The 26140-nt window shown below is 52.2% G+C and carries 26 protein-coding genes; 8 read left to right on the forward strand and 18 right to left on the reverse strand.

Features of this window, described 5'->3' with window-relative positions; translation table 11 throughout:
• Positions 1–68 precede the first annotated feature (68 nt).
• The 4 genes from RI563_RS01395 to RI563_RS01410 form a co-directional block, all read right to left on the reverse strand.
• A complete protein-coding gene (locus tag RI563_RS01395) occupies positions 69–1034 on the reverse strand; it encodes a beta-ketoacyl-ACP synthase III (RefSeq protein ID WP_310692541.1) in 966 nt (321 codons plus the stop codon).
• A complete protein-coding gene (gene plsX / locus RI563_RS01400) occupies positions 1031–2059 on the reverse strand; it encodes a phosphate acyltransferase PlsX (RefSeq protein WP_310692542.1) in 1029 nt (342 codons plus the stop codon). Before plsX ends, RI563_RS01395 begins: the two co-directional genes overlap by 4 nt.
• Before the next feature lie 131 nt (positions 2060–2190).
• Positions 2191–2367: a 50S ribosomal protein L32 gene (gene rpmF, locus RI563_RS01405; protein ID WP_310692544.1), complete on the reverse strand. Its 177-nt coding sequence runs from the start codon at positions 2365–2367 to the stop codon at positions 2191–2193.
• A gap of 14 nt (positions 2368–2381) precedes the next feature.
• Positions 2382–2912, reverse strand: coding sequence for a YceD family protein (locus RI563_RS01410; RefSeq protein WP_310692545.1), 531 nt, complete (start codon positions 2910–2912; stop codon positions 2382–2384).
• A 209-nt stretch (positions 2913–3121) separates the two neighbouring features.
• On the opposite strand from RI563_RS01410, the gene RI563_RS01415 reads away from it, so the two are divergent.
• The 5 genes from RI563_RS01415 to RI563_RS01435 all read left to right on the forward strand — a co-directional run bounded on the left by RI563_RS01415 (position 3122) and on the right by RI563_RS01435 (position 8719).
• Entirely contained in the window at positions 3122–4540 is a 1419-nt protein-coding gene (locus RI563_RS01415; RefSeq protein ID WP_310692546.1) for an acetyl-CoA carboxylase biotin carboxylase subunit, read from the forward strand.
• 165 nt (positions 4541–4705) lie between these two features.
• Complete coding sequence (gene oadA, locus RI563_RS01420) at positions 4706–6529, forward strand: sodium-extruding oxaloacetate decarboxylase subunit alpha (RefSeq protein ID WP_310692547.1); 1824 nt, start codon at positions 4706–4708, stop codon at positions 6527–6529.
• A gap of 139 nt (positions 6530–6668) precedes the next feature.
• Complete coding sequence (locus tag RI563_RS01425; protein WP_310692548.1) at positions 6669–7250, forward strand: nucleoside triphosphate pyrophosphatase; 582 nt, start codon at positions 6669–6671, stop codon at positions 7248–7250.
• A 398-nt stretch (positions 7251–7648) separates the two neighbouring features.
• Positions 7649–8224 carry a TetR/AcrR family transcriptional regulator gene (locus RI563_RS01430; protein WP_310692549.1) on the forward strand — a complete coding sequence of 192 codons (576 nt, stop codon included), beginning with the start codon at positions 7649–7651 and terminating at the stop codon, positions 8222–8224.
• A 117-nt stretch (positions 8225–8341) separates the two neighbouring features.
• A complete protein-coding gene (locus RI563_RS01435) occupies positions 8342–8719 on the forward strand; it encodes a group 1 truncated hemoglobin (protein ID WP_310692550.1) in 378 nt (125 codons plus the stop codon).
• 118 nt (positions 8720–8837) lie between these two features.
• On the opposite strand, the gene RI563_RS01440 is transcribed toward RI563_RS01435, so the two are convergent.
• Positions 8838–9227 (reverse strand): hypothetical protein, encoded by a 390-nt coding sequence (locus tag RI563_RS01440; RefSeq protein WP_310692551.1) that lies wholly within the window; start codon positions 9225–9227, stop codon positions 8838–8840.
• Positions 9228–9306: 79 nt separating this feature from the next.
• Between RI563_RS01440 and RI563_RS01445 the strand changes: the two genes are divergently transcribed.
• A complete protein-coding gene (locus RI563_RS01445) occupies positions 9307–10701 on the forward strand; it encodes a glycosyltransferase (RefSeq protein WP_310692552.1) in 1395 nt (464 codons plus the stop codon).
• Positions 10702–10735: 34 nt separating this feature from the next.
• On the opposite strand, the gene fabG is transcribed toward RI563_RS01445, so the two are convergent.
• The 8 genes from fabG to RI563_RS01485 form a co-directional block, all read right to left on the reverse strand.
• Positions 10736–11455, reverse strand: coding sequence for a 3-oxoacyl-ACP reductase FabG (gene fabG / locus RI563_RS01450; protein ID WP_310692553.1), 720 nt, complete (start codon positions 11453–11455; stop codon positions 10736–10738).
• Entirely contained in the window at positions 11452–11940 is a 489-nt protein-coding gene (locus RI563_RS01455; RefSeq protein WP_310692555.1) for a hypothetical protein, read from the reverse strand. The genes fabG and RI563_RS01455 overlap by 4 nt, the downstream gene beginning before the upstream one ends.
• A gap of 32 nt (positions 11941–11972) precedes the next feature.
• Complete coding sequence (locus tag RI563_RS01460; RefSeq protein ID WP_310692556.1) at positions 11973–14261, reverse strand: MMPL family transporter; 2289 nt, start codon at positions 14259–14261, stop codon at positions 11973–11975.
• Positions 14254–14820 carry a LolA-related protein gene (locus RI563_RS01465; RefSeq protein WP_310692557.1) on the reverse strand — a complete coding sequence of 189 codons (567 nt, stop codon included), beginning with the start codon at positions 14818–14820 and terminating at the stop codon, positions 14254–14256. The genes RI563_RS01460 and RI563_RS01465 overlap by 8 nt, the downstream gene beginning before the upstream one ends.
• Positions 14817–15710, reverse strand: coding sequence for a lipid A biosynthesis acyltransferase (locus RI563_RS01470; protein WP_310692558.1), 894 nt, complete (start codon positions 15708–15710; stop codon positions 14817–14819). The genes RI563_RS01465 and RI563_RS01470 overlap by 4 nt, the downstream gene beginning before the upstream one ends.
• Positions 15703–16014 carry a hypothetical protein gene (locus RI563_RS01475; RefSeq protein WP_310692560.1) on the reverse strand — a complete coding sequence of 104 codons (312 nt, stop codon included), beginning with the start codon at positions 16012–16014 and terminating at the stop codon, positions 15703–15705. Before RI563_RS01475 ends, RI563_RS01470 begins: the two co-directional genes overlap by 8 nt.
• Positions 16015–16057: 43 nt before the next feature.
• The gene (locus RI563_RS01480) at positions 16058–16339 is read right to left on the reverse strand and encodes a phosphopantetheine-binding protein (RefSeq protein WP_317622840.1); all 282 of its coding nucleotides are present in this window, start codon (positions 16337–16339) and stop codon (positions 16058–16060) included.
• 180 nt (positions 16340–16519) lie between these two features.
• The gene (locus RI563_RS01485) at positions 16520–16720 is read right to left on the reverse strand and encodes a helix-turn-helix transcriptional regulator (protein ID WP_310692563.1); all 201 of its coding nucleotides are present in this window, start codon (positions 16718–16720) and stop codon (positions 16520–16522) included.
• 427 nt (positions 16721–17147) lie between these two features.
• On the opposite strand from RI563_RS01485, the gene RI563_RS01490 reads away from it, so the two are divergent.
• Positions 17148–17828, forward strand: a complete 681-nt coding sequence (locus tag RI563_RS01490) for an alpha/beta hydrolase (protein WP_310692564.1) — start codon at positions 17148–17150, stop codon at positions 17826–17828.
• Positions 17829–17852: 24 nt separating this feature from the next.
• On the opposite strand, the gene RI563_RS01495 is transcribed toward RI563_RS01490, so the two are convergent.
• The 3 genes from RI563_RS01495 to rluC all read right to left on the reverse strand — a co-directional run bounded on the left by RI563_RS01495 (position 17853) and on the right by rluC (position 20519).
• Entirely contained in the window at positions 17853–18824 is a 972-nt protein-coding gene (locus RI563_RS01495) for a S49 family peptidase (protein ID WP_310692566.1), read from the reverse strand.
• A 65-nt stretch (positions 18825–18889) separates the two neighbouring features.
• Positions 18890–19558: an HAD-IA family hydrolase gene (locus RI563_RS01500; RefSeq protein ID WP_310692567.1), complete on the reverse strand. Its 669-nt coding sequence runs from the start codon at positions 19556–19558 to the stop codon at positions 18890–18892.
• Positions 19551–20519, reverse strand: a complete 969-nt coding sequence (rluC, locus tag RI563_RS01505; protein WP_310692568.1) for a 23S rRNA pseudouridine(955/2504/2580) synthase RluC — start codon at positions 20517–20519, stop codon at positions 19551–19553. Before rluC ends, RI563_RS01500 begins: the two co-directional genes overlap by 8 nt.
• 432 nt (positions 20520–20951) lie before the next feature.
• Here rluC and rne point away from each other — a divergent pair, with 432 nt between their 5' ends.
• Positions 20952–23975: a ribonuclease E gene (rne, locus tag RI563_RS01510; RefSeq protein ID WP_310692569.1), complete on the forward strand. Its 3024-nt coding sequence runs from the start codon at positions 20952–20954 to the stop codon at positions 23973–23975.
• A gap of 405 nt (positions 23976–24380) precedes the next feature.
• On the opposite strand, the gene RI563_RS01515 is transcribed toward rne, so the two are convergent.
• Both RI563_RS01515 and RI563_RS01520 read right to left on the reverse strand, forming a co-directional pair.
• Positions 24381–25628, reverse strand: coding sequence for an MgtC/SapB family protein (locus RI563_RS01515; RefSeq protein WP_310692570.1), 1248 nt, complete (start codon positions 25626–25628; stop codon positions 24381–24383).
• Between the two features lie 282 nt (positions 25629–25910).
• Positions 25911–26140: hypothetical protein (locus RI563_RS01520; protein ID WP_310692571.1), on the reverse strand; the 230-nt coding region annotated here is incomplete at its 5' end.

The raw sequence follows: 26140 nt of genomic DNA on the forward strand, positions 1-26140 counted from the left end.
CATTCACAATTATATTTTTCGTCTCCGCGCCTCTGCGACTCCGCGAACTCTGCGTTGATTTCCAGAGCCTAGAATGTGAGCAGCGCCGAGCCCCAGGTGAAGCCGCCGCCGAAGGCTTCCAGCATGATCAGTTCGCCGCGCTTGATGCGGCCGTCACGTACGGCGATGTCGAAAGCGAGTGGGATCGAGGCGGCGGAGGTGTTGCCGTGTTCGCCGACGGTGACAACGACGTTGTCCATCGACATGTTTAGTTTGCGCGCGGTGGCGGCGATGATGCGAATGTTCGCCTGATGTGGCACCAGCCAGTCGATCATGGACTTGTCCATGTTGTTGGCTGCCAGGGTCTCATCGACGATACGGCCCAGTGTGTTGACCGCCACCTTGAAGACTTCGTTGCCCTTCATCTGTATACGGGCCGAACCGTCCTTGAATTGCTGCGGATGTTCGGCGATCCCGGCCGGCACGGTCAACAGTTCCTTGTACTGGCCGTCGGCATGAATGTGGGTGGAATGGACCCCCGGCTCGTCGCTGGCGGACAGGACCACCGCGCCGGCACCGTCGCCAAACAGTACACAGGTACTGCGATCGGTCCAGTCGATAATATTGGATAGTGTCTCGGCGCCGACGATCAACGCATTTTTGACCGTACCGGACTTGACGTAGAGATCAGCCACGCTCAGTGCATAAACGAAACCGGTACAGACCGCCTGGATATCGAACGCCGGACAACCGTGAATATCGAGGCGTTGCTGCAACAGGCAGGCGGTGCTGGGAAAGACCCGATCGGGCGTGGTAGTGGCGACGACGATCATGTCGATATCCGCCGGTTCAATACCGGCGGCGTTGATCGCGCGGCGCGCCGCCTGTTCGGCGAGATCGCAGGTGGTCTCGTTCTCCACGATATGGCGTTCCTTGATCCCGGTCCGATCGGTGATCCATTCGTCCGAGGTTTCCACGATCTTTTCCAGATCCTGATTGGTCAGAATCTTTTCGGGCAGGTAACTGCCGGTTCCTGTTATGCGTGAATAGATCAACTTGCCTGCCTCTCTGCCAACTGGCTCTCCAGCACTCGCGTAATCCGGGCCGGGACATTCTTGTTCACTTCCAGCACCGCTTCGGAGATGGCGGTGGCAAACGAATAGGCATCCGCACTGCCGTGACTTTTAATCACGATGCCCTGCAGTCCCAGCAAGCTGGCACCGTTGTATTCGCGGGGATCGATACGCTTTTTAAACGCTTTGAGTACCGGCATGGCGATCAGGCCGGCCAGCAGGGTCAGCGGGTTGCGTTTGAATTCCTGCTTCATGTAAAAGCTGATCATCTTGGCCACGCCTTCGGTGGTCTTGAGCATGACATTACCCACAAAACCATCACAAACGATCACATCGGCGGCGCCTTTGAAGATGCCGTCACCTTCAACGTAACCGATATAATTGAGTTTGCTCTTGGCCAGCAGACGTGCCGCTTCCTTGACCCGCTCGTTACCCTTGATCTCTTCCTCGCCGATATTGAGCAGGCCAATCGTCGGTTCTGATTTGTTATCGGCCGCCGCAGTCAATGCCGAACCCATCACCGCGAACTCGAGCAGCGTCTGAGCATCGGAGTCGACATTGGCACCCAGATCGAGCACATGGGTGTGGCCTTCGATGGTCGGCAAGGTGGTGCAAATAGCGGGGCGATCGATGCCGGGCAGCATCTTCAGGACAAACCGGGCGGTGGCCATCAGGGCGCCGGTGTTACCGGCACTGACACAGGCCTGGGCCTTGCCTTCCTTGACCAGATTGATAGCCACGCGCATGGAGGAGTCTTTCTTGCCGCGCAGAGCATGCGAAGGCAGTTCATCCATCCCCACTACTTCAGTGGCATGCTGGATCGTCAACCGGTCGCTGGTTTGCTTTTGCGCGGCAATTGCCTTTTCGATCACCGCTTCCTGGCCCACCAGAATCAGCTGCAATTGCGGGTATCGGGAGAGTGCCCTGAACGCCGCCGGTACTACCACGTCCGGGCCGTGGTCACCGCCCATGCAGTCCAGTGCAATTGTGATCGAAGTGTCGGTCATCAGATTGTCGATTCGAAAATTTCAGCGTTCCAAGCAAAGACGGGACATGGAAAGTCCATGTCCCGTATCCCTGTTGTTATTGTTTCATGGTATAAGCGCCTGCCAGGGGCAGACATACGCGCAATGGCGCTTTATTCGCCTTTGTCGACAACCTTGCGACCACGATAGTAGCCGTCCGGGCTGACATGGTGACGCAGGTGGGTTTCCCCCGTGGTCGGTTCGATCGACAGCGCGGCGCCGGTCAATGCATCGTGGGAACGACGCATACCACGCCGGGACGGGGATTTTTTGTTCTGCTGAACAGCCATCTGGATTACCTCGTTTAATCTTTATCCGGTGTTTTCAAATCGGCCAGAACCTGAAATGGATTGTCCTGACCGGCCTTGTCCTCTTCTTCCTCCGGCTCCACGTAGTCCTGGGCCGGACATTCCTCTAATTCATGCATCGGTATCTGCGGCAAGGCGAGGAGTAATTCATCCTCGATGATATCCGCCAGCATCACGGGTACCGACTCTACTATAAAAGGTTCATAGCCCCCGGGCAGGCGATCCGCCTCGGCCGTGGAGCTGACAAATCCGAGTGACAGGTCGATATCGACCGGACAACTCATTGCTTCAAGACAGCGCTGGCACGGTACGCTGAGATTGGCCTGGATGGTGCCCTGCAGATAATGCACGCCCATCTCATCCACCTCGAAGCGCAGGCTCACCGCCGCTGCACCCGTCTGTGTCGCCAACAGGGGCAACAGGCGCTTCATCTGGCGCAGGGGCAACTCCCCATCATATTCCCGGCCCTGTTCGGCCAGGCGGTAGGGGTCGACCTGTACCGGCAGCCGATCTTGCCGTCTTGACATAGGCCGCGAATTGTATCGGCGGATCATCAGGCTGTCAAAAAATTCCTTGAATATCGGGCTGTTCCGTGACCCCTGCCGCAGCCTGACGCGCCCGGGATAGCGGTGGCCGCTGCCGGGCCGAATCGCGGCGGCTTGACAGGCCCCGAGGGTTCACTTACACAGAGAACTCCCGACGTCGAGTCGATGACACACACGATATAAGGCATTAGATGATCAAAAAAATCCTGATAGCCAACCGCGGCGAGATCGCGGTGCGGATCATCCGTGCCTGCGCCGAACTGGGCATCAAATCGGTGGCGGTCTACTCCGAAGCCGATCGCTACGCCCTGCATGTGAAAAAGGCCGACGAGGCCTACAGCCTGGGCCCCGACACGGTGGCCGGCTACCTTAACGCCCACCGTCTGGTCAATCTGGCCGTGGCGACCGGCTGTGACGCCCTGCACCCCGGTTACGGCTTTCTGTCGGAAAACCCGGAGCTGGCGGAGATTTGCGCCCGACGTAATATCCACTTTATCGGCCCTGAATCCCGGGTCATTCGCCAGATGGGTGACAAGACCCAGGCCCGCGATCTGATGCGCAAGGCCGGGGTACCGGTCACCCCGGGCAGCGACGGCAATGTCACCGACCTGGAGGACGCGGTGGGCGTGGCCAATGCCATCGGTTACCCGGTGATGCTCAAGGCCACCTCCGGTGGCGGCGGCCGGGGCATCCGCCGCTGCGACAATGAGCAGGACCTGCGCCGCGGCTACAGCCGGGTCATCTCCGAGGCCGAAAAGGCCTTTGGCAGCGCCGAGGTCTTCATCGAAAAATATATTGGCAATCCGCGCCATATCGAGGTGCAGATCCTGGCCGACCAGCACGGCAATGTCATCCATCTGCTGGAACGTGACTGCTCCATCCAGCGCCGCCACCAGAAACTGCTGGAAATCGCCCCCTCCCCCCAGCTCAACGACGAACAGCGCCAGTTGCTCGGCGATCTGGCCGTGCGCGCCGCCGGGGCGGTCGGCTACACCAACGCCGGCACAGTCGAGTTTTTGATGGACAGCGGCGAGAATTTCTATTTTATGGAGATGAACACCCGCCTGCAGGTGGAGCACCCGGTGAGCGAGGCGATCACCGGGGTGGACATCGTCCAGGAGCAGATCCGCATCGCCTCGGGGCTGACTCTGAGCTTCAGCCAGCAGGACATCCGGCGCTACGGCTACGCCATCGAGTTTCGGATCAATGCCGAGGATCCGAAAAACGATTTTCTGCCCAGGTTCGGGCGTATCACCCGTTACTTCGCCCCCGGCGGCCCGGGCGTGCGCACCGACGGCGCCATTTACACCGGTTACGAAATACCGCCCTATTACGATTCCATGTGTGCCAAACTCATCGTCTGGGCGCCAACCTGGGACGGCGTCATTGACCGTTCATTACGCGCCTTGCAGGACATCGGCGTTTACGGTGTCAAAACCACCATTCCCTATCATATGGAAATCCTGCGCAATGCCGAATTCCAGTCCGGGCACTTCAACACCGGCTTTGTCGAAGCCCATCCGGAATTGGTCGAGTACTCGGAACGGCGCGACGACCGCGCCATCGCCGCCACCATCGCCGTGGCAATCGCCGCCAACATGGGACTGTAACCTGGTAATGTCAAAAAAATTATACAGTCCGCTAATGAACGCAAATTTACGCAAACTAAAATTATATTTATCAGGCGAAACATTCGCGTTTATTTGCGTGCATTTGCGGATTATTCTTCAACGCAACAATATCCTTAACAGCAACAGCATGAGAGCCAGTTATTAATGCCCAAGGTCAAGATTACCGACACCATTTTGCGCGATGCCCATCAATCTTTGATCGCCACGCGCATGCGCACCGAGGACATGTTGCCGATCTGTGAGAAACTGGATCAGGTCGGTTACTGGTCGCTGGAGGTCTGGGGCGGCGCGACATTCGATGCCTGCGTGCGGTTTTTAAGAGAAGACCCGTGGGAACGACTACGCAAGTTGCGTGAGGCCTTGCCCAACACGCAATTGCAAATGCTGTTACGTGGTCAGAACCTGCTCGGTTATCGCCACTACGCCGATGATGTGGTACGCGAATTCGTGGCCCGTGCCGCGGATAACGGCATGGATATTTTCCGCATCTTCGATGCCATGAACGATCTGCGCAACATCCGGGTCTCGGTCGAGGCCGTCAAGCAAAGCGGCAAACATGCCCAGGGCGCCATCTGTTATACCACCAGTCCGATTCATACCCTCGATCGCTTCGTACAACTGGGCAAGGAGATCCAGGAGATGGGCTGCGACAGCGTCGCCATCAAGGACATGGCCGGGCTGTTAACCCCGAATGTCACCGCGCAACTGGTCTCGGCGCTGGTCAGTGAACTGGATATCCCGGTATTTACCCATTCACACGCCACCGCCGGGCTGGCCGACATGTGTCACTACAAGGCGGTGGAAAACGGTGCCGCCGGTTTCGATACCGCCATCTCCTCCTTCTCCGGCGGTACCAGCCACCCGCCTACCGAAAGCATGGTCGCCGCGTTCAGGGATACCGAATATGACCCGGGGCTGGATCTGCCACTGCTGCAGGAGATCGGGTTTTACTTTCGCGAGGTGCGCAAGAAGTATCACCAGTTCGAAAGCGAATTTACCGGTATGGACACCCGCGTCCAGGTCAACCAGGTCCCCGGCGGAATGATCTCCAACCTCTCCAACCAGCTGAAAGAGCAAGGTGCCCTCACCCGCATGAATGACGTACTGGAAGAGATACCCCGGGTGCGCAAGGAACTCGGATATCCGCCGCTGGTCACGCCCACCTCGCAGATCGTTGGCAGCCAGGCAGTGATGAATGTGCTCGCCGACAAGCGTTATGCGACCATCACCAATGAGGTGAAACACTATTTGCAGGGCCGGTACGGCCAGGCCCTGGGCGAGATCAGTCCGCAGGTGCAGCACATGGCCATCGGTAACGAGGAGGTGATCAAATGCCGCCCCGCCGATCTGATCCCGCCCGAGATGGAAAAACTGCGCAAGGAGATCGGCCCCCTGGCCAAATCGGAAGAGGATGTACTGACCTACGCCATGTTCCCGGAACTGGGCCGTGATTTTCTGCAACAGCGTGAAGACGGCAAACTGTTCCCCGAACCGCTTGAGCCGCCCAACGTCAACAACGCCAACGGACAAAAAGCCGCCACCGAGTTCAACGTTACCCTGCACGGCGAAAGTTATCACATCAAGGTGACCGGGCGCGGTTATCCCAAGGAACATCTGCGCCCCTACTACGTGACAGTGGACGGCGTGCCCGAGGAGATCCTGCTCGAATCGCTGGATGAGATCGCCCTCGGCGGTGAAGGTGGCGAGACCGGCCATGCCCGTTCCGCTGCCGGCAAACGCCCCCGGGCCACCACCCCCGGCCATGTCTCCACCTCCATGCCCGGCACCATCGTCGATGTGCTGGTCAATGTCGGTGACGAGGTCGAAGCCGGGGATCCGGTGCTGATCACCGAAGCGATGAAAATGGAAACCGAGATCCAGGCGCCGATAAAAGGTATCATCAAGGCCATCCACGTCACCAAGGGCGAAAGCGTTAACCCGGACGAGGCGCTGGTAGAAATCGAATAAAGTTTACTGTGCAGATTGTAAAAAAATCAATCCGCAAATCAACGCGAATACACGCTAATATTTCTCGCCCAACATTTATTCAAATTTGCGTTCATTTGCGTTAATTTGCGGATCAATCATCAATATAAAAATAAGCTGTATGAATAAAAAACTGATACTCGCTTCCACGTCGCCGTTTCGCAAGGCCATCCTGGAAAAATTCGGTATTCCGTTTGATACCGCCTCTCCCGAGGTGGATGAAACGGCACGGGCCGGCGAGTCCGCCGAGCAACTGGTCAGGCGGCTTGCCGAAACCAAGGCCCGCGCGGTGGCTGATCAATTTCCCGAGGCGTTGATTATCGGGTCCGATCAGGTCGCGGTGATCGACGGCGAAATTCTCGGCAAGCCCGGCAGTCACGACAAAGCCATCGAACAACTGCGCGCCGCCTCCGGTAAAATTGTTACCTTCCTCACCGGCCTGTGTCTGTATAACAGTCGGACCGATCATGCCCAGTGTGACGTGGTGACTTTCAAGGTTCACTTTCGTCAGCTGGATGACGTTCAGATTGAGAACTATTTACAGAAGGAGCGCCCCTACAACTGCGCCGGCAGTTTTAAATCCGAAGGGCTGGGCATCGCCCTGTTTGAGAGATTGGAAGGTGACGATCCCAATAGCCTGATTGGACTGCCGTTGATCCGGCTGATCCGGATGCTGGAACAGGAAGAATTTCGCATCATCTAAAAAGCTATAACTTACCGCAGAGGGCGCAAAACAAAACTTACCACGAAGACACGAAGGCCCGAAGAAAAACCAGAATAATGACTTCGTGTCGTCGTGGTGAGGTTTTTTCGGCCAGCTATTTATACTCCGTGCCCTGCCCAGAGAAGCCACGACCCCGGGAGCCTCTGTCCTGTTTAACGTCACAACGGCTGCGAAAACCACCGATCGATCTGCCCTGCTCGTTTATTAGTCCAGTACTTTAAAAAGAAGTCCCAGGCAGCTGATTTATAAGCATTTATCAAAGCCAATATTAAATCCTGAACGCCTCGTTTTATTATCGCCGCTTTCCTTGACACTTAATCTCGCTCTGCTATTTATAGTACTTAGACTGACCGGTCTATTAATGATCTGAGACGAGAATGGCAACCGACACCAAACAGCTCTTACTCCAACAGGGCATGACCATGTTGCTGCGCCACGGCTACCACGATCTCGGGATCACGGCGGTACTGGAAGCGACGGATGTCCCCAAAGGTTCGTTCTACCACCACTTCAAGTCCAAGGAGGACTTTGGCCTGCAGGCCATCGACCTCTACATGGAAGAGGTGCATGCCGGACTCGACTATTGCCTGGGTGACAAAACTCTCGCCCCGCTGGAACGGGTACGCCATTTTTTCGAGCTCAGCGAGGAGAAATATCGCACCGAAGGGTACCTGGGTTGTCTGTTGGGCGGGCTGGGCCAGGAGCTGTCCGGGGTCAGTGAGGTCTTTCGTCGCAAGGTCGAACTGTGTTTCTTCGAGATCGCCCAGCGCATCGCCGTCAGCCTTGAGGAGGCGATCGAACGTGGCGATCTCGCGGAAAATACCGACCCGCAGAAATTGGCGGAGCTGCTCGTCAACTGCTGGGAAGGCGCGGCTTTGCGGACCCGTCTGCGACGTGATCCAGCACCGTTGCGGGAAATGCTGGATTTCTACTTCCGCATGGCCTCGGTTTAGGGCGTCAATATGCTACACCACTGCTGTTGCCGGGAAACGTCGCGCAAAAAATAGACCGACCGGTCTATTAGTGGAGTAAACCAAACTACCTGAAAGCAAACCATAAGGAGACAGAAAATGGAAAATACATCACTTTATGAACGTTTGGGGGGCAGTAACGGTATCCATACGCTGGTGGAGAAGATTGTCGCCAACCACATGGAGAACCCGACGATCCGGGCGCGGTTTCGTCCCTATCTGGACACCCCGGAAAAACTGGCGACAACCAAGCAACATCTCTGCGCATTTCTCGAAGCCGGTAGCGGCGGGAATGCGGAATACCAGGGACGTTCGATGCCTGAGACGCACCGTGGAATGAATATCAATGAGATCGAGTATCTTGCGGCAATAGATGACATCATGTCCGCGCTGGAAGACGAGAAAATTGATGAACAGAGCCAGAAAGATGTTCTGGCGATCGCCTATTCCCTGAAAGGCGAGATACTGCATCGCTAGTTCCTACTATATCCGGTCGTCATTCGAATATGCCGACCGGATGTGGTACCTCACCCAATGTACTGACAACGTAAAAAGGGCGGTGATACCGCCCTTTATAGAAACAAGCCGTGCTCAATTATAGAGTCATGAGTTGTTGCTGAATATTTCGGTCCAGATTCTGCACCCAGCCGTTGTAATTGGAGTGAATATTGGTACCGTCATAATTCAGATTCGTGGAATCCTTATAATGGATCGAATAACTCCTGGTGTCATAGGTAATATCCACTACAGCAACATGACTCCGGATCATGAGACGACCTTCCATCTTGCCCGGTTCTACCTTCTTGATATTCCAGCCTAGCGAACTGCCGGCACGAATAATGGCCTTTTCAACCTGTTCGATCGAAGGCTGTTTTTGCAGGGAAATTGCTGCATCATCGACATTCATCACCGGGTTCGAACGACAACCCGCCAGCGCTGTGATAGCCAGCAGTAACCCCATCATCATCCATTTTGAGAATTTCATTTTCCCTCCCATCTATATTTTGTGTTGTACCATCTGTGCTAAACTAACACAAAAATAGTGTATAAAATTATACAGTCACATGTCTAGCAGCTACGCCATCATAATTCCGGCCTATAACGAAGCCAGGACGCTACGCGATGTTGTCAAATCCGCATTAGATTTCGCTAATATAGTGATCGTGGTGAATGACGGTTCACGTGATGAAACCTCACAGGTGATTAAAGATCTCCCTGTCACACTGATTGAACACGCACAAAACCAGGGTAAGGCGGCCAGCCTCTGGGATGGCATCCAGGAAGCGAGAAAACACCGGGTAGACTATTACGTAACACTCGACGGTGACGGCCAACATTCGCCGTCGGACATACCTCGTTTGCTGAGCAAAGTGGAACAACACCCGGACGACATCATTATCGGAGCCCGACTGGCAGACAAATCGGCAATTCCGGCAAAACGCTACTATGCCAACCGGATTGCCAATTTCTGGCTGGCCTGGGCGGCAGGTTATCCGATGTCAGACAGTCAGTCCGGATTCAGAATTTACCCTGCCCGACTGTTTGAGAATCTTAAGATATCCACTTCGAAGCGCAGCAGCTTCGTCTTCGAGAGCGAGATTTTAATCAAGGCAGCACGACGCGGCATCAAGAGCAAGGCTGTCTCCATACCGGCCATCTACACCCAGGATGCGCGGCCAAGTCATTTTCGTGGGGTCAGGGATATTACACTGATTACGCTCATGGTAGCCGGACATCTATTCCGTCGCGGAATGTACCCGCAAGGTCTGTATCGCTCGGCAATCAAACCCCGATTATTACCTGATTACCAGGGCAAACCCGAATATGCCGGGTACCTTATGGGGCTGCTCTCTCTACTTGTCATGATTATGACACTGGGTATTTCACTACTGATCATCTTGTTGTATGTCACAAAGACAGCAAGAGAAGCAACCTGCAAGGCAGATCGCGATTATGTGGTGATACTGGGTAAACAACTGAAAAACAACCAGCCGGATCAAGAATACATTGCACGGCTGAAAACCGCATACCAGCTTTACAACAAGAACAAGTATCTCGAGTTTTACGTGTTAGGCGGGATTACCGTGGATTCGGAAATCAGCGAGTCCAGCGCGGGTGCAGACTACCTGATAGACCAGGGTGTAAAACCAGACCAGATTCATTGCGAGGAAAAATCGCGCAATACGCTGGAAAATCTTGCACAACTTCGCGAAAATTTTCCTTGTGGCAACCTGGAAATCACCCTGATTACGAGCCCTTACCACCTTGCGCGTGCGGGCACTATGGCCCGACAATTTGGGTTCAAGGTCAGCCTTTGCCCTGCAAATACAATCACCTCAGATAGAATGATAGCAAAATATATCGGTGAAGCGTTTTTACTCCACTGGTATATTACAGGCTTATTATATTCCAGAATCACCCATAACAGAGCCTGGCTATCGCGTATCAGCGCCAGATAGCCGACTGGTTCATTAGGAATAAAGTCCTCCGAGTTTATATCATAGCGCCGTTTACACCGATAACCTGACCGGAAACATAACTGGCAGACTCAGAGGCCAAAAACGCAACCACATTAGCGACCTCCTCCGGTTTGCCCGAACGAGACATCGGCACCAGACGTTTGATTGTTTCCTTATCAAATATCTCCTGTGTCATGGAGCCTTGAATAATACCCGGCGCGACGACATTCACAGTAATACCGCGCGATCCCATTTCCTGGGCCATAGATTTTGTGGCACCGATTATTCCAGCCTTGGCGGCTGCATAATTGGCCTGGCCACGGTTTCCCATTACCCCGGCCACCGATGAAATATTGATAATCCTTCCCCAGCGGGTCTTGATCATAGGCAAAAGCAACGGCTGGGTGACATTAAAAAAACCTGTGAGATTCACATCAATAACATTATCCCACTGTTCGGCCTGCATTCCTGCCATAACCGCGTCATCATGAACACCGGAATTATTGACCAGCACCTGAATCGTGCCAGACTCGAGAATCTCTTCAAGTCGGGTAAAGACCTCTTTTCGGTCACTAATATCAAATTGCACCGGACAAGCGTGACCTCCGTTATAATTAATCTCATCTGCCACTCGTGCAGCCTGTTCAAGATTAGTATTAGCATGAACATAGACAAAACAACCTTCCGCAGCAAGAGACCGGGCAATCGCCCCGCCAATATCCCCGCTACCCCCGGTCACCAATGCACGCTTCATAGATGCTCACCCGTTACGTCGCCACCAAATACAGTAGCACGTCCTGATACCAGTTCTTTTTCAATGGCTGATACTGAAAAATCATAAATCATATTTTTTCCATCGGAATATATCTTTTTGGCGCTAATAATGATTTCTTCCTGAATGTTCGACAAATCACCATCATAAAATCGAACATTCTTTAATGCAGCGAGATAGCCTCCCTGATGCTCGCCACACTGCTCGTTTACCAGAGCGCCGTGAATCGCCATCGTTTGTGCACCATACTCAACCAACGCGGAGACAGGTAGTTTGTTTGCATCGCGCAACGGATTATTGGTGTCAACATGCGTGCGAGATAGACAGGTAATCGAGTCCTTATCCCACTGCATGACGCTCTCTATCAGACACATATCGCCGGCATGCGGAATTCGCTTGCAAATTCTATTTTTATCGATCACGGTTGCGCTTGATTTTCTCATAATAAAATTATCAAATAGACTCATAATTATTCAAGTAACAAGAACACCATGGAGATTCAGCCAATCCTTGATATCATCCAGGCAGTCATAAAGCTTATAAAGACCCCTGCCACAATGACACCTCCCATGGCGGACAAGACAGGTATCGCAGAAAAGGCAAGAAACAAAAATAACGTTACCGTTGTTACTGCGCTGACGCTGACAGCATGAAGACTTCTTGCAAAAACAGCCGATTTTCCGCGACCATGATTAAAAAACAGGCTATAGTCAAGCCCCATCCCGATCACTAGAAATACCGCCATCAGGTGGAAGATATTTAATCCTTCCCCCCATAACAGTCCGGCAGCAAGCCCGCCGGCCACACCAATAACTACCGGAGAAATCACACGCAGTGACGTTGTGATTTTTTTGCTGTGTAAAAAAACAACTGCCGCGAGGATTGCCAGCACAAAATACACGCCGGACAGAGTGCGATTTCTGTACAACGCAAACAGGTCACTCACCTGATCTTTGATGTTAACGTGATATTGGCTAACGTCTGGATTTTCATCCAACCAATGCATAAGCCTATCCGGCGCCGACAGCCCGCTAATACGAATCACAGATAGCCACCGCCCCTGCGCTTCGATAAGCCCTTGCCGGACAAACGGCCGAGCGGGTGTCCGTAATATCTCATCATATGAAATAAAATCTTGTTGTTTTGTTCTCTCCGCCTGTCGAACAAATTCCTTAAAAGCCGACGCTTTGAATGGCATATTTTCAACAGCGCGCCGAACATGGTCATTCAGCTCCTTGCTTTGTGGTATTTTATCTTGACGAGCCTGCTGTTGTTCGCTTGAAGGTAAAAAGTCTGTAACAGGCAGAACGGATTTAACAACCCCTTCTGTGACGAGCTCATTTAGCTGTCTGGATAGCTGTTCGGTGGAAATAAGTAAGCGATCCAAATCTGTGTCAGCGAGCACAAAGACATCTGATACCTCTATTCCGCCGATAACATTTCTTAGCCTCGCATCCTGCTCTTTCCACTCAGGAGATACAGGACTGACCGCATCTACACTATCATTCCAGTAGACATCGCTTTGCATCCAGGGAAACAAAACTACGAGAACAATCAATACCAAAATCACGCTTGCAGAAAATGGCGGGATGACTTCTCCATTCACATAAACTCTCGGTTTTACTTTATCTGAACTGACAACATGAGGCAGGAAATATCGAGTTAATAGTAAAGCGATAATCAGCCCGGAAAAAGCATATACGGCGAGTTGTGAAAGTCCTTCAAAGCCGCTGAATAATAAAACAAGAAATGCAATCGCAGAAGTGAGGCCACCCAGACGCAAAACAGGCCAGATTCGTTTCGCCGTGGTTAATAATTGTTCGTCCTTGTATTTATGACTGAAAAGATGAACGGGATAATCCAGCGCAACCCCTAGCATGGTTATTCCGAAAGCGATAACGACACCATGAATGCTCGTAAAAATTAGTTGGGTAATGACCAATCCAACCAGGGCGCCGGTGATTAGAGGAATGACGGAAAACCAGATCAGATAAACCGACTGATACGCAACCCAGAAGACCAGAAGCAACAGCAGAGGGATTGCCAAACTTAATTTATGAGTGACGGACTGAATTTCAGCGCGTGTGGCGACAGCAATCGCACCGGGACCGGTTATTTCCAGCTTAGCTGATGTCGTTGGCGACAACTCCTGAAATTTGCTCCGCAGTGTAGACTGAACCCGCTCGATCGTATCAAGATCAATATTACTTGTGCCGAAGTCAACACGCAGTATCGCGCCAATTCCCTCGGCATACCAGACCGGATAATTTTCATCCAGGGAAGTCGGGCGTTTTATCAATTCGAAATATTTTTTTACAGAGAGGTAAGGATCAGACTTGATCGATTGTCCAATCACCGGCCCCTGTCCCTGGCGCAGTTCAAAAAGGCGGGATTGAAACGCCCTTTTCAACCCTTCGACAGACCAGTCTGTATCAACAAGTAGAAAACGATTTTCCTCGAGAATTTCAATGCCTGTAGTATCGAAACTGCCCTCACCGTTGCGAATCATTGCATTTTTTTCTGTGAAAGAAACCTCTTCGCGTAAGGCGCGACTCAGCTTCACGAGTCTTTCGGCATTGGCTCCATGAATATTCAGCAGCATCGATGTAGATTCATGCCCAGTCAGAATTTCGCTTTGCAAGGCATGAAACGTACCATCTTCTTTATCAACCGGCATGAACTGCTTGATATCCGTGATAACCTCCATATGCAAAATCAGATAGGCTAATAGCAGGGAAATCGCTATAAGCCATATCGCATGCAGAACTGGAGAACGGGTATTATTCATTCGGACTTATGCGAGTTATGTGGACAGAATTATCTACATAATCGACTTCAATTTCACGTAAATCATCTTCGTTACCGATGACTGTAATTTTTTTGATCTTAACTTTCTTATAGGTCGATCTTGGAAAAAGCTCAATAGCCCAGGACTGAAAATTTTTATCGGAATAACGAAGCTGGATTAGAAACATTTCCTCAAGACCATCTCGGTCACCTCGCAACAGCATTCTCATGGTGTTGATGCCCATTGCTAATTCAGGGCTGCTTGATAATTTAATATGTTGTATTTTCTCGCCCTGCTGAATCTTGACCGAATCCCCGGAAACAGTGTAAATCAACGAGTCAGGCGAAATAATTTCCTTAACCAGAATATTCGGTGGTTTGAAATGTAAAGAACCGTGATTAACAACATCCTCGTCAAGATAATCGGCCCGCCAGATTTCCGTAAACGGTGCCGTAAGCTCACTGTTGGCGGCTATACTACTCAGTCTTTGATCAAGGAAATCAGCATGCACAAGAGACGAAAAAACTACTCCAACAATAAAAATCCATAAGCGACTCACTTGGCACCCCAGTAGTCATAAAAATTGAACCAGTTGTAGGGATAACGACGCAAAATATTTTCAATTTGAAAAATATAATCGCTTGTTAGTTCTCGAATAATTTCTGATCTACGATTTCTTGGTACATCTATAGGATCACAGAGTTTTTTAAGTGTTATATGGTAGTTATTACCACCGGCATAAGTTGCGAAAAATACCACAACTGGCACCCTCAGAATCAGTGACAGTGAAAATGGTCCTGCGGGAATCTCAACCTTGTCACCTAACAAGCTGGATTGACAGACTTTCTCACCCGCAACTCCTCTATCGCCGAGCAAACCAATAACACCGCCTGTTTCAACGAACTCTTGTGCCTGTAACAAGGCGTTAGCGTCAGAAATATTAATAACAGAGTTGGCAATATCACTATTTAACTCATCAAGAATGCGGGTTATCATCGCATTATGGTCGCGATACATCAGTATTTTAAGATCAAAATCAGCTTGCTTGATTGCCAGGCAACGCATAGCCTCAAAGCTACCTATATGCGCCCCAAGTAAAATAGCCCCATCCTTGCCATCCAGTACGGCAAGAGCTTCCTGATCAAGATCATAACTGATATTGAATTTCTCGAAATGACCGGTAATAAAATAGACGCGATCAAGGATAACCGAGGCGAATGTATGGATGTGCTTGTAAATTGACCCTGTATCACTTGACATGTTCGGGTGACGACGAAGGTAGTCAGATGAAGCGCTACGGGCAGCAGGGGAAAAACAGAAAAAATAAAGGCTGATTGGCCATAACCATAAACGTGCAATGGACCTGGGCATACTCAAAGCAAATTTACATATAAATCTCAGCAGAAAAGGGTTACTGCGTTCTTTTTGTACCTCCCAGTTATCAGCCATTGCTGTCCCCGTTGAGTGCGAGTTTGATTTTCCCTGAAATCACTTTTTTATCTCCGACTTCACAAATGAAATCGTACACACAATCTTTTTTATGGGTAAATCGAATACTAACGTCTTGCTCGGGATAAATTGGCGCATGAAACTTGACTTGCGGGAAACCGTGAATATAAACGTCGTCAACCTCCCTCATAAGCGCCTCCAATATCAGCTCCAGGGCGACAACCCCTGGAACAATCGGGTTTCCGGGAAAATGTCCCTCCAGTGAGGGATGAGCCCGAGAAACACAAAACGACGATATAATCATAAAATAATGCTGCGGCAATCAGGACGGCAATTATCGATAACTTTCAACCAGGTTTTTCAGCCATAGTTGCATTCGATTCAACATAGGAGGCCAACATCCGAAGGGAAGAGAAGATATTTTGAATATCGGGATTATCGGCGCGCAGGCTTATTCCGTATTTTTGTGATAGCGCAACCGACAACTCAAGAGCATCAATAGAATCCAGACCAAGGCCTTCGTTGAACAACGGGTCTTCGGGATTAATATCCTTAACTTCCACATCCTCAAGATTAAGCGACTCGATAATCAAGCCTGCAATCTCGCTTTCAAAATTCGTCATCCCCACGACAAACTCCTCTTGTTTAGTATGCACTATTCTGCCACATCATTGACAAGCAACAATATCGAACAAAGCACCAGTTGCATAAATTGTTACTCAATGGCGGATAGACTGTTATCCTGACTATATAATTATAATTTCAAACTGGCCTGCAGTATGGGCAGCTTTGTTGTTTAACAGGAATTACTAATCGGTTATTTCAAACAAATCACCGACCTGGCAATCAAGATATCGGCACAGTTTATTGAGGACACCGATTTCGATCCGCTGTGCTGTTTCCTGATACAAACGAGTAATTGTGCCCCGACTAATCCCTGTATCCCGTGCCACATCCGATATTTTCAGCTTCTTTTCACCCATTATTTTCGAAAGATGACATTTGACCATGATTGGTTTCTTTTTAAGAATATTAACTGAAGCTAATGCGGTCTACAGCAGCGCATTTTGTACTAAAGGAAATCAATATGTTGTATAAAGAACTATATTAGATACGATCCAGCACCGTCAATAGTCAGGTTATGATTGTGGACCAGAAAATCATTAACCAACCAATTCTGATAACCCGGGAATTGCGAAAAATCCGCGATACTTAGACTAATGAATACTCTGATTCACTCAATTTACACATTGAATATTATTATTTGATTGATTTAGCATGCCAGGTTGAATAAAAATTTGCTGCTCAGAATAAACTACGTACATGGCTAAATAGATTTTCATGTTCCCAAAATTTATTATCACCAGTCCCCTGTTTTATTTTGTTTTTTCGCTCGTTTTTAGTTCATGTTCATATCTTCCGCATGCGAGCAATCCAATGAAAATGACCTGGGATCATTCCAAGGAGAATGACACCCGACAACTTGTCATACTATTACCCGGAATTTGGGATAAACCTGCTGAATTTAAAACCCATGGTTTTATCGAAATAGCACGCAAAAATGATATTGAACATGACTTTCTTTCGGTGGATGCGAACATTGCATACCTGGTACGAGGCAATTTCTCTCAACGCTTCATGGAAGACGTTATCATCCCTGCGCGTAAAAAAGGTTATCAGTCTTTCTGGCTAATCGGCATATCGTTGGGGGGATATAATGCACTTTCGTACTACCTGGATCAGCCTGAAACAATCGAAGGGGTGGTGCTTTTGTCCCCGTATGTCGGCGTCAACAAAGAAGAGGACTTTCTCCATCAAATACGCCAATTTATCGACAGTGAGAATTTATCTTCCGTATCTGAACGTGTTCCGTATACAAACTGGGAGCGCCTTGCCGCCTTCAAAAAGCGTAGTTCTTTGAAAAATATTTATCTGGCTTATGGCCGCCAGGATGGTTTTGCCTCCCGGTACAGCGAGTTCGAACGACTTCTGCCATCCGAGAATATTCATGCTATTGATGGTAATCACGATTGGCGAACCTGGTCCAGACTCTGGGAGGAACTTCTGCAAATGGGCATGATAAAGCCCTTGCAATCCGCTACCACCCAGACGCCGTAGCATTAGCGTATAACTAACCGAATTTTACCGAATCGACCCGCCTTCCAGTCCCATTGTTTTGCTTATCGCCTGACCCATGGCGGCACCGAACTGGCGTGTAAAGCGTTCGAAGAAATCCGGTCTGGGGGTATAGTCGACAATGTTTTCCGCCTGGATGATCTCGCGGGCCACGTAGCTGCTGCTTGCCAGTCCGTCAATCAAACCCAGCTCAAGACTCTGTTCACCGGTCCATATCAGGCCACTGAATAAATCGGGATTATCTGTCAGTCTATCGCCACGTCCTTTTTTGACGGTGTCGATAAACTGTTGATGTATGTTGTTCAACATAGACTTGACGTGTTGTACGTCCTCTTTATGTGCGGGACTGAAGGGATCCAGAAAACCTTTATTTTCACCGGCGGTGTACATGCGCCGCTCGATGCCGAGTTTATCCATAGCCTCAGTAAACCCGAAGTTGTTCATTATTACGCCGATAGAACCGACCAGACTGGCCTTGTCAGCATAAATTTCGTCGGCGGCGGCGGCAATGTAATAACCACCAGAAGCACCGATGTCGGTGATGACCGCATAGACCTTCGTGTTGGGATACTGTTCGCGTAGCCGGGCGATTTCGTCATTGACATAGCCGGCCTGAACGGGGCTTCCACCGGGGCTATTGATGCGCAGGATAACCCCCTGCACTTTTTCATTTTTGAATGCATTGCGCAGGCCGGTGACGATGTTATCGGCGCTCGCCGACTGGTCGTCGGCAATAACTCCTTTGATCTCAACCAGCGCGGTATGTTTTTTAGCGGTCAGGGCCGTGCCTGCCGAGTCGGGGGTGACGAATGTGGTGAAGTAGACCAGAAACAGATAGGAAATAAACAGCAGCACGAAAAATATCTTCCAGCGACGGCTTTTTTTCTGCTCGTTCAGTGCCGCAAAAGCCAGGCGATTGATAACATCCTGCTGCCATTGTTGTGTGGAAGAGTCCGGGTTCTTTTGTTCGTCACTCATGTTATCGGTTCCATTCTTGTCTATTTGATTCATTCTGCGATTGGTGTCTCCAGAACATAACAGCGTCAGGCAGCCAGATTGGCTTTCTCTTTCAGCCAGCCGTGCAATTGCTTAATGCTATCCACGCACTCCAGGGGCTGGCAATCCAGCAAGCGCTGCCTTTCATGCACGCCGTAAGTGACAGCCAGGGATTTAACACCGGCGTTGCTGGCCATCAGCAGGTCGTATTCAGTATCACCGATCATCAGTGCCCTGTCTGCCTCCACGCCCAGGTAATCCATGATTTCATGCAACATCTGTGGGTGGGGTTTGGAATGACATTCATCGGCGCAGCGGGTGGTGTGAAAATAATCATCCAGTCCGGTCTGTTCCAGGACCTTGTTCAGGCCATTGCGCCCTTTACCGGTCGCCACAGCCAGGAAATGACCGGCCTTGTGTAGTTCTTCGACCATCGTTCTGGCGCCGGCGAACAGCTCCGACGGCTGGCGCGGGGATTCGAGAAAGTGATAACGGTAGCGCGCGGTCAGTTGCAATAACTCGGCGTTACTGCCTTGCGGATACAGGGTACGCAGCGCTTCCTGCAAACCCAGACCGATAATGTTTTTCAGTTCATTGTCGGTGCGGGGCTCGAGCTGGAGATCCTCGATCGCGGCACGCATGCAGGTAAGTATCTCCCCTTCCGAATCCATCAGGGTGCCATCCCAGTCAAAAATGATCAGTTGTGTATTATTCATGGAACTCCAGCTTCAGTTCAGTCAGTACGTCATGCAACGACGCCTCCAGCGGCGCGGTGACGTCAATATGGGGGCCGTCGTCGTCAAATGCAAATACCAGCCGCCGGGCATGCAAAAACAGTCGCTTTAACCCCAGATTGCGCAGCTGTTTGTTGAAATTTTCATCACCGTATTTGTCATCGCCGGCGATCGGGTGGCCTTCGTGGGTGGCATGCACCCGGATCTGGTGGGTGCGCCCCGTTTCCAGTTTGATATCGAGCAGCGAGGCAGTCGGATTAACCGCCAGGGGGCGAAACAGGCTGATGGCAGCTTTGCCCTCGGGATCGACACGCACGATCCGCTCGCCGGAAGAGAGTACATTCTTTTTCAGCGGGGCCTCGATACGGGCCGGGCCACCATGCCATTCCCCTTTAACCAGTGCCAGATAATGCTTGTCAATACGGTTTTCGCGCAGCAGCTCGTGCAAAGTGCGCAGGGCGCTGCGTTTTTTGGCGATAATCAGACAACCGGAGGTGTCCCGATCCAGCCGGTGGACCAGCTCCAGAAACGGCGCATCCGGGCGCAATGCGCGCAGGGCCTCGATCACCCCGTAGCTGATGCCGCTGCCGCCATGGACTGCCAGGCCACTGGGTTTGTTCAAAATCACAATCCGCTTGTCCTCGAACAGGATGCTGGCCTCGACCTGGCGCAAGACCCGCTCGGCCGGCGTGGTGACCGCCCTGTCACCCAGACGCACCGGCGGAATGCGCACCTGATCCCCCTCCTTGAGCCGGTACGGCGCCTGGATGCGGCCCTTGTTGACCCGCACCTCACCCTTGCGCAGGATGCGGTAAATCAGACTGCGGGGCGCGCCCTTGAGCCGGGTAAGGAGGAAGTTGTCGATCCGCTGGCCGGCCTGTTCCGGGCCGATTGTCACCATTTTGACCCCCGTAGAGGCCGGATTGCTGCTTTTTGTCGCCATATTGCGCGCTATTCTAGCATTTCTTATCTAAAGATTGATGCTCTGGCGCAACACTGATATATTCGGCAGACTTCCGGTTAATACGGGAGCGCGTTGCTGCTGTATCTCTGAATGAATACAGGACGGCGCAGACGGTCAAAAACCGGTTTTCCATCATCTGCCTCGGGCAGGTGATCTCAGCAAGATAAATGTGGCTATTCGCGACCTGTTAACACGACGAATAGCCGTGGATGAACATACGCGCTCCCCGGGTACCGCGACACGTTTCGCGACCGGGTGGGCAGACCAGCACGAAACCGGGTGAGTCTCGCGTATCACGCCGGCTGTCGGCGATTTTCGGCTTCGTGCAGCAGAAGGTCTGTTGTGGCATTGCCCACCGGTCCGGATCCATCCGACCGGGGTTAGAGCGCATGCACGTATAAAGGTTATACAATGAAAAGAATGTTGTTCAACGCAACTCAGCCGGAAGAGTTGCGGGTTGCGCTGGTTGATGGCCAGCGGCTTTACGATCTGGATATCGAAACCACCGCCCGCGAATCCAAAAAATCCAACATCTATAAAGGCAAGATTACCCGCATCGAGCCCAGCCTCGAGGCCGCCTTTGTCGATTACGGTGCCGAACGTCACGGCTTTTTGCCTCTCAAGGAAATCTCCCGCGAATATTTCCGTGAAGGTGTCGATCCCGGCGGCAAGCTGAACATCAAGGACGCGGTCAAGGAAGGCCAGGAACTGGTCATCCAGGTGGCCAAGGAAGAGCGTGGCAACAAGGGCGCGGCCCTTACCACCTTCATCAGCCTGGCCGGGCGCTATCTGGTGTTAATGCCGAATAACCCGCGTGCGGGCGGGGTCTCCCGCCGCATCGAGGGCGACGATCGTAACGAAGCGCGTGATGCCCTCGCCCAGCTGGAAATTCCCCAGGACACGGGCATCATTATCCGCACCGCCGGCGTCGGCAAGAATGTCGAAGAGCTGCAGTGGGATCTGGATTATCTGGTCAATCTCTGGAAAGCGATCGAGGAAGCCTCCGCGCAGAAAAACGCGCCGTTTCTGGTTTATCAGGAAAGCAACCTGATCACCCGCTCGATTCGCGACTATTTCCGCAACGACATCAACGAAATCATCATCGATGAACCCGGTGTTTATGAACAGGCCCGCGAGTTCATGAACCAGGTAATGCCGCACAACCTGAACAAGATCAAGTTGTATCAGGATCCGGTGCCGCTGTTTACCCGTTATCAGATCGAATCGCAGATCGAATCCGCCTTTCAACGCGAGGTGCGCCTGACGTCCGGCGGTTCGGTGGTCATCGATCACACCGAGGCGCTGATCTCCATCGATATCAACTCCTCGCGTGCCACCAAGGGCGCCGACATCGAGGAGACCGCACTCAATACCAATCTTGAGGCGGCCGAGGAGATCGCCCGCCAGCTGCGCCTGCGCGACATGGGCGGGCTGGTGGTCATCGACTTTATCGATATGACGCCGGCGCGCAATCAGCGTGAAGTGGAAAACCGGCTGCGCGAGGCGCTCAAGGCGGATCGTGCCCGGGTCCAGATCGGCCGTATCTCGCGCTTTGGCCTGCTGGAAATGTCACGCCAGCGTCTGCGTCCCTCGCTGGGTGAATCCAGCCAGATCATCTGCCCGCGCTGCAGCGGTCACGGCACCATTCGCGGTATCGAATCGCTGGCGCTGTCGATCCTGAGGCTGGTCGAAGAAGAATCCATGAAGGAAAAAACAGCGCGCGTGGTCGCGCAGTTGCCGGTCGACGCCGCGACCTTCCTGTTAAATGAAAAACGCGAGGTGTTGCAGGAGGTCGAAAGCCGGCAGAAGGTCAAAATCCTGCTGATACCGAATACCGATCTGGAAACGCCCCACTTCGAAGTCACCCGTATCCGCGATGACGATCCCTCGCTGGAGGAAAACAAACAGAGCTTCCAGCTGGTCGAACGTCAGGATGAAGAAGGCCTGGAAACCCTGTCCGCCTCCATCAGTTCCACCGCCACGCCGCCGGAAGAACCGGCCGTCAAATCCGTGGCCCCGGCGACCCCACGACCGGTCGCAACACCTGATCAACCCGTTCAACCCGGCCTGCTGGTTCGCCTGTGGCGCGCCCTGTTCGGGACCGGTGAATCCCGAGCGCGCAAACCTGCTCGCCAGGAGACTGCCAGCAGTAATCGCCCCCGTCGCAAAACCACCGCCGGCGAAGGTCAGCGCCGCAAGCCGCAGCAAAACCGCCGTAATCAAAACGGCAGCGGTCAGAGTCAGGCCAGCAACAAACCGGCGACCAAACAGGCCGAAAGTAAACCGACCGGTGAGACTGCCGTTCAGAGCGACGAAAACAAATCCAAACCAGCTGAGAGCGGCGCTCAGGGCGAACAACAACGCAGCTCCAGTAGCCGGCGTGGACGCCGAGGCGGTCGCCGGCGGCGGCGTTCATCCTCGGGAGAAAATCGCGGCGATGATCAGCAACAAAGCGACAATGGGCAACAAGGCCCGTCGGATAAAACCGCCAAAGCGGATGACAAGCCGAACCAGAATAAATCCAGCCAGCCCGATAACAAGCAAGGCGAACAAGATAAACCTGACAAGTCGGATAACAAGCCTGAACAGGACAAGTCTGGCAAGTCGGACAACAAATCTGAACAGGACAAATCTGGCAAACCGGACAACAAACCCGAGCAGAATAAGTCGGATAAAAGTGAGCAAAGCGGCAAGACCAAAACCAACGGGCGTTCCGGTGGCGGTAATCGCAACGACAGAAAGAGTGATAACAGTGGCTCGCATCCCCGCATGCGCGCCAGCGACCGTGGTGAGGAAACCCGCGCCCGGGATAAAACCGACACTCCACAGTCAAGCGATAACCCGGCCCCGGCTGCTGGGGAGAAAAACGACTCTCCCACGACGTCGGCAAGCCATACCGATCAGGGCGACACAGTCGGTTCTACTGCAACGGTAACTAAACCGGCGGAAAAACCGGTCGACAAGCCCGAAGCCTCTGCACCGTCGGCCAATGAACCGACGCAAAGCAGCTATGCCGCTTCATCAGCTCCCAAACCGGCTGCGCCAGAAAACAACACCACCAGCAGCGATTCAAAACCCGCTGAAAACAAACCGGCAGACTCCTCGTCACCGACGACAGCACCTGCGGCAGAAACGCCGTCGGCTTCCAGGTCGGCCGCGACAGAAAACACCAGGGAGTCAAAACCCGCCGAGAACAAGCCGGCAGACTCCTCGTCACCGACGACAGCACCTGCGGCAGAAACGCCGTCGGCTTCCAGGTCGGCCGCGACAGAAAACACCAGGGAGTCAAAACCCGCCGAGAACAAGCCGGCAGACTCCTCCCTGGTACAGGTGGAAACCCGTACACCGGCCAATCAGGAATCGGACGATTCGGATGATGAGCGCCGTCGGCAAGCCGACAGCAATCGGAATCTTGCTGACAAACCGGACAACTGATCAGACGATCAAGGCGATAAAAAAGGAGGCCTTGCGCCTCCTTTTTTATTGGAGATAAACAACGATTAGCCGTTACTCAAGTTTATACCAACGATAAACGGCTATAATACGCTCGCAGAGACGCAGAGCGCGCTGAGTATGAGCATTATCCGGCTTCTTTTGCGCCGTGGTGGCTCGGCGAGAGACAAGCATTTTCTGTCTACTGCCCGTCGGAACCAGAACCGGTATCACCACCGAGACAGCGAACACACCGCGCAGGGCACTCCCAAACTGGCTATATTTCCAGCCTGATCGCCTCCTCGAATACTTGTCGGATTCAAAGGGGCCACTTTCCAACGAGGCACACCGCAATGGCATAGCCTGGTTGTGTCTCACCGCCAAAGGCGGCGGTTCACCCGGGTTTAATTAAACCCATAACAGGCTCAGGCCCCCTGCGCCGCAGGCGGCCACCGCCACCGGGAACAGACGCCAGAACATTTGTCGACCGGCGATAAATAACGCCAGCGCGGTTTTAAACAGCGTATTAACGATCGCCGCAATGACGATCCCACGTATTGCCGTCTCCGCTGCCAGATCGCTTTTGGCCATGGAGGCAAGCGAGAGTGTGATAGCATCCACATCGGCAACACCCGAGATCAGGGCAACCAGATAGATGCCGGTATCACCTAGCCAGGCCAGAGCGGCCTCGGCAAGAAACATTACTGCCGCCAGCAACAGCCCGAACTGCAATGCCATCTTGATTTGAAACGGATTGGTGACCGACAGCTCCCCGTCGCCCGACTGTTCCTTGCGTCCCCAGATAATGAGAACACCCCCCAGCATAACAATCATCATGATCAATACCGGCAGCCATGCGAAAACCAGCAATTCACGATTCACCACGGCAATTTCCAGTAACATCCGTGGAAACATGATGGTTTCGGCCAACAAAATAGCGGCACAAATCACCGGTACACGCGCCTGCTTCTGAGCCAGCTTGGAGAGATTTATCGTGGCCGCGGTGGAGGAAACCAGCCCGCCAAGAAAGCCGGTTATCAGCAACCCCTTATTGGCCCCGACGATCTTGATGGAAACATAACCGGCAAACGAGATCCCGGCAATCAACACCACCATCCACCATATCTGATAAGGATTGATCGCCTGCCAGGGCCCGTAACCCTGATTGGGTAATAACGGCAGAATAACTACCCAGATCAGGGCCAGCTTTAAAATGGCACTCAGTTCGTCATAATCGATCAGCCGCAACCACCCATGCAGTAGCGACTTGAGGCTCAGGATAATGGCCGTCACAATTGCCCCGGCCACGGCAACCTGCATTTCACCACTGACAGACAGGGCGCCCAGGGCGAAGCCAATCAATGCGGCAACGATTGTGGTGATACCGAAATCACCACTTTGTTTGACTGCCAGATAATGGCCGACGATCAACAGCGCCGTCAGCGCGACAAAGGCCAGACTGACCAGGATCAACCCCTGGCCCTGTGTTTCGGCCAGAAGCGCCCACAAACCGCCCAGCAGCCCAATCAGGCCAAAGGTCCGCAAACCGGCAACCCGGCTCCCCTCTTCCCTTTCGCGTCCTTTCCAGCCCCGTTCCAGGCCGATGATCAGACCAATGGCAATGGCGATACCAAGTTGTGTAAAAGTTTCCAGCATTATGTTTGTCATATCTGTGGCCAACAGGTTAATTCTAGCGGTAGATACCACAACATGACAAATCCGTGAACAACTTACCTACTCAGATATAATTGCCATAAGAGACGCAGCGTGATTAATCTTCTGTTTATACGATATAACCTTAAATGACACCCAGGCTACTTTAAAGATTGTCATGACAGAACGCCGTATATGTGCACCCAGATACGGGATCGACAACAAAGGGCCTGTACGGCCGTCAATTTGCGGGGTTTATGACCGCCCTCCAGCAATCTTTATTGCCTAACCACGTGCTTTTTTCCTGACCGGCTTTTTCTTGCTGACTTTCTTTTTAGCGGTATTCTTTTTGGTTGTTTTTTTCCGGACAACCTTTTTCTTGGCGGCCTTTTTTGCCGCCGGTTTCTTTTTACCAGTCGCCTTCTTGGCTGTCTTCTTCTTTGCCGCTTTCTTTTTGCTTGCCGTCTTCTTTGCTATTTTCTTTTTGCTGGTTTTCTTGCCGGTTTTCTTGCCGG

Source organism: Thiohalophilus sp. (assembly GCF_031581315.1).
Lineage (GTDB): Bacteria > Pseudomonadota > Gammaproteobacteria > UBA6429 > Thiohalophilaceae > Thiohalophilus.

Bases quoted from the DNA above. Each gene is read 5' to 3' on its own strand.
- plsX (WP_310692542.1), bottom strand. From the start codon at position 2,059: ATGACCGACACTTCGATCACAATTGCACTGGACTGCATGGGCGGTGAC.
- rpmF (WP_310692544.1), bottom strand. From the start codon at position 2,367: ATGGCTGTTCAGCAGAACAAAAAATCCCCGTCCCGGCGTGGTATGCGT.
- RI563_RS01410 (WP_310692545.1), bottom strand. From the start codon at position 2,912: ATGTCAAGACGGCAAGATCGGCTGCCGGTACAGGTCGACCCCTACCGC.
- RI563_RS01415 (WP_310692546.1), top strand. From the start codon at position 3,122: ATGATCAAAAAAATCCTGATAGCCAACCGCGGCGAGATCGCGGTGCGG.
- oadA (WP_310692547.1), top strand. From the start codon at position 4,706: ATGCCCAAGGTCAAGATTACCGACACCATTTTGCGCGATGCCCATCAA.
- RI563_RS01425 (WP_310692548.1), top strand. From the start codon at position 6,669: ATGAATAAAAAACTGATACTCGCTTCCACGTCGCCGTTTCGCAAGGCC.
- RI563_RS01430 (WP_310692549.1), top strand. From the start codon at position 7,649: ATGGCAACCGACACCAAACAGCTCTTACTCCAACAGGGCATGACCATG.
- RI563_RS01435 (WP_310692550.1), top strand. From the start codon at position 8,342: ATGGAAAATACATCACTTTATGAACGTTTGGGGGGCAGTAACGGTATC.
- RI563_RS01440 (WP_310692551.1), bottom strand. From the start codon at position 9,227: ATGAAATTCTCAAAATGGATGATGATGGGGTTACTGCTGGCTATCACA.
- RI563_RS01445 (WP_310692552.1), top strand. From the start codon at position 9,307: ATGTCTAGCAGCTACGCCATCATAATTCCGGCCTATAACGAAGCCAGG.
- fabG (WP_310692553.1), bottom strand. From the start codon at position 11,455: ATGAAGCGTGCATTGGTGACCGGGGGTAGCGGGGATATTGGCGGGGCG.
- RI563_RS01455 (WP_310692555.1), bottom strand. From the start codon at position 11,940: ATGAGTCTATTTGATAATTTTATTATGAGAAAATCAAGCGCAACCGTG.
- RI563_RS01460 (WP_310692556.1), bottom strand. From the start codon at position 14,261: ATGAATAATACCCGTTCTCCAGTTCTGCATGCGATATGGCTTATAGCG.
- RI563_RS01470 (WP_310692558.1), bottom strand. From the start codon at position 15,710: ATGGCTGATAACTGGGAGGTACAAAAAGAACGCAGTAACCCTTTTCTG.
- RI563_RS01475 (WP_310692560.1), bottom strand. From the start codon at position 16,014: ATGATTATATCGTCGTTTTGTGTTTCTCGGGCTCATCCCTCACTGGAG.
- RI563_RS01485 (WP_310692563.1), bottom strand. From the start codon at position 16,720: ATGGTCAAATGTCATCTTTCGAAAATAATGGGTGAAAAGAAGCTGAAA.
- RI563_RS01490 (WP_310692564.1), top strand. From the start codon at position 17,148: ATGAAAATGACCTGGGATCATTCCAAGGAGAATGACACCCGACAACTT.
- RI563_RS01495 (WP_310692566.1), bottom strand. From the start codon at position 18,824: ATGAGTGACGAACAAAAGAACCCGGACTCTTCCACACAACAATGGCAG.
- RI563_RS01500 (WP_310692567.1), bottom strand. From the start codon at position 19,558: ATGAATAATACACAACTGATCATTTTTGACTGGGATGGCACCCTGATG.
- rluC (WP_310692568.1), bottom strand. From the start codon at position 20,519: ATGGCGACAAAAAGCAGCAATCCGGCCTCTACGGGGGTCAAAATGGTG.
- rne (WP_310692569.1), top strand. From the start codon at position 20,952: ATGAAAAGAATGTTGTTCAACGCAACTCAGCCGGAAGAGTTGCGGGTT.
- RI563_RS01515 (WP_310692570.1), bottom strand. From the start codon at position 25,628: ATGCTGGAAACTTTTACACAACTTGGTATCGCCATTGCCATTGGTCTG.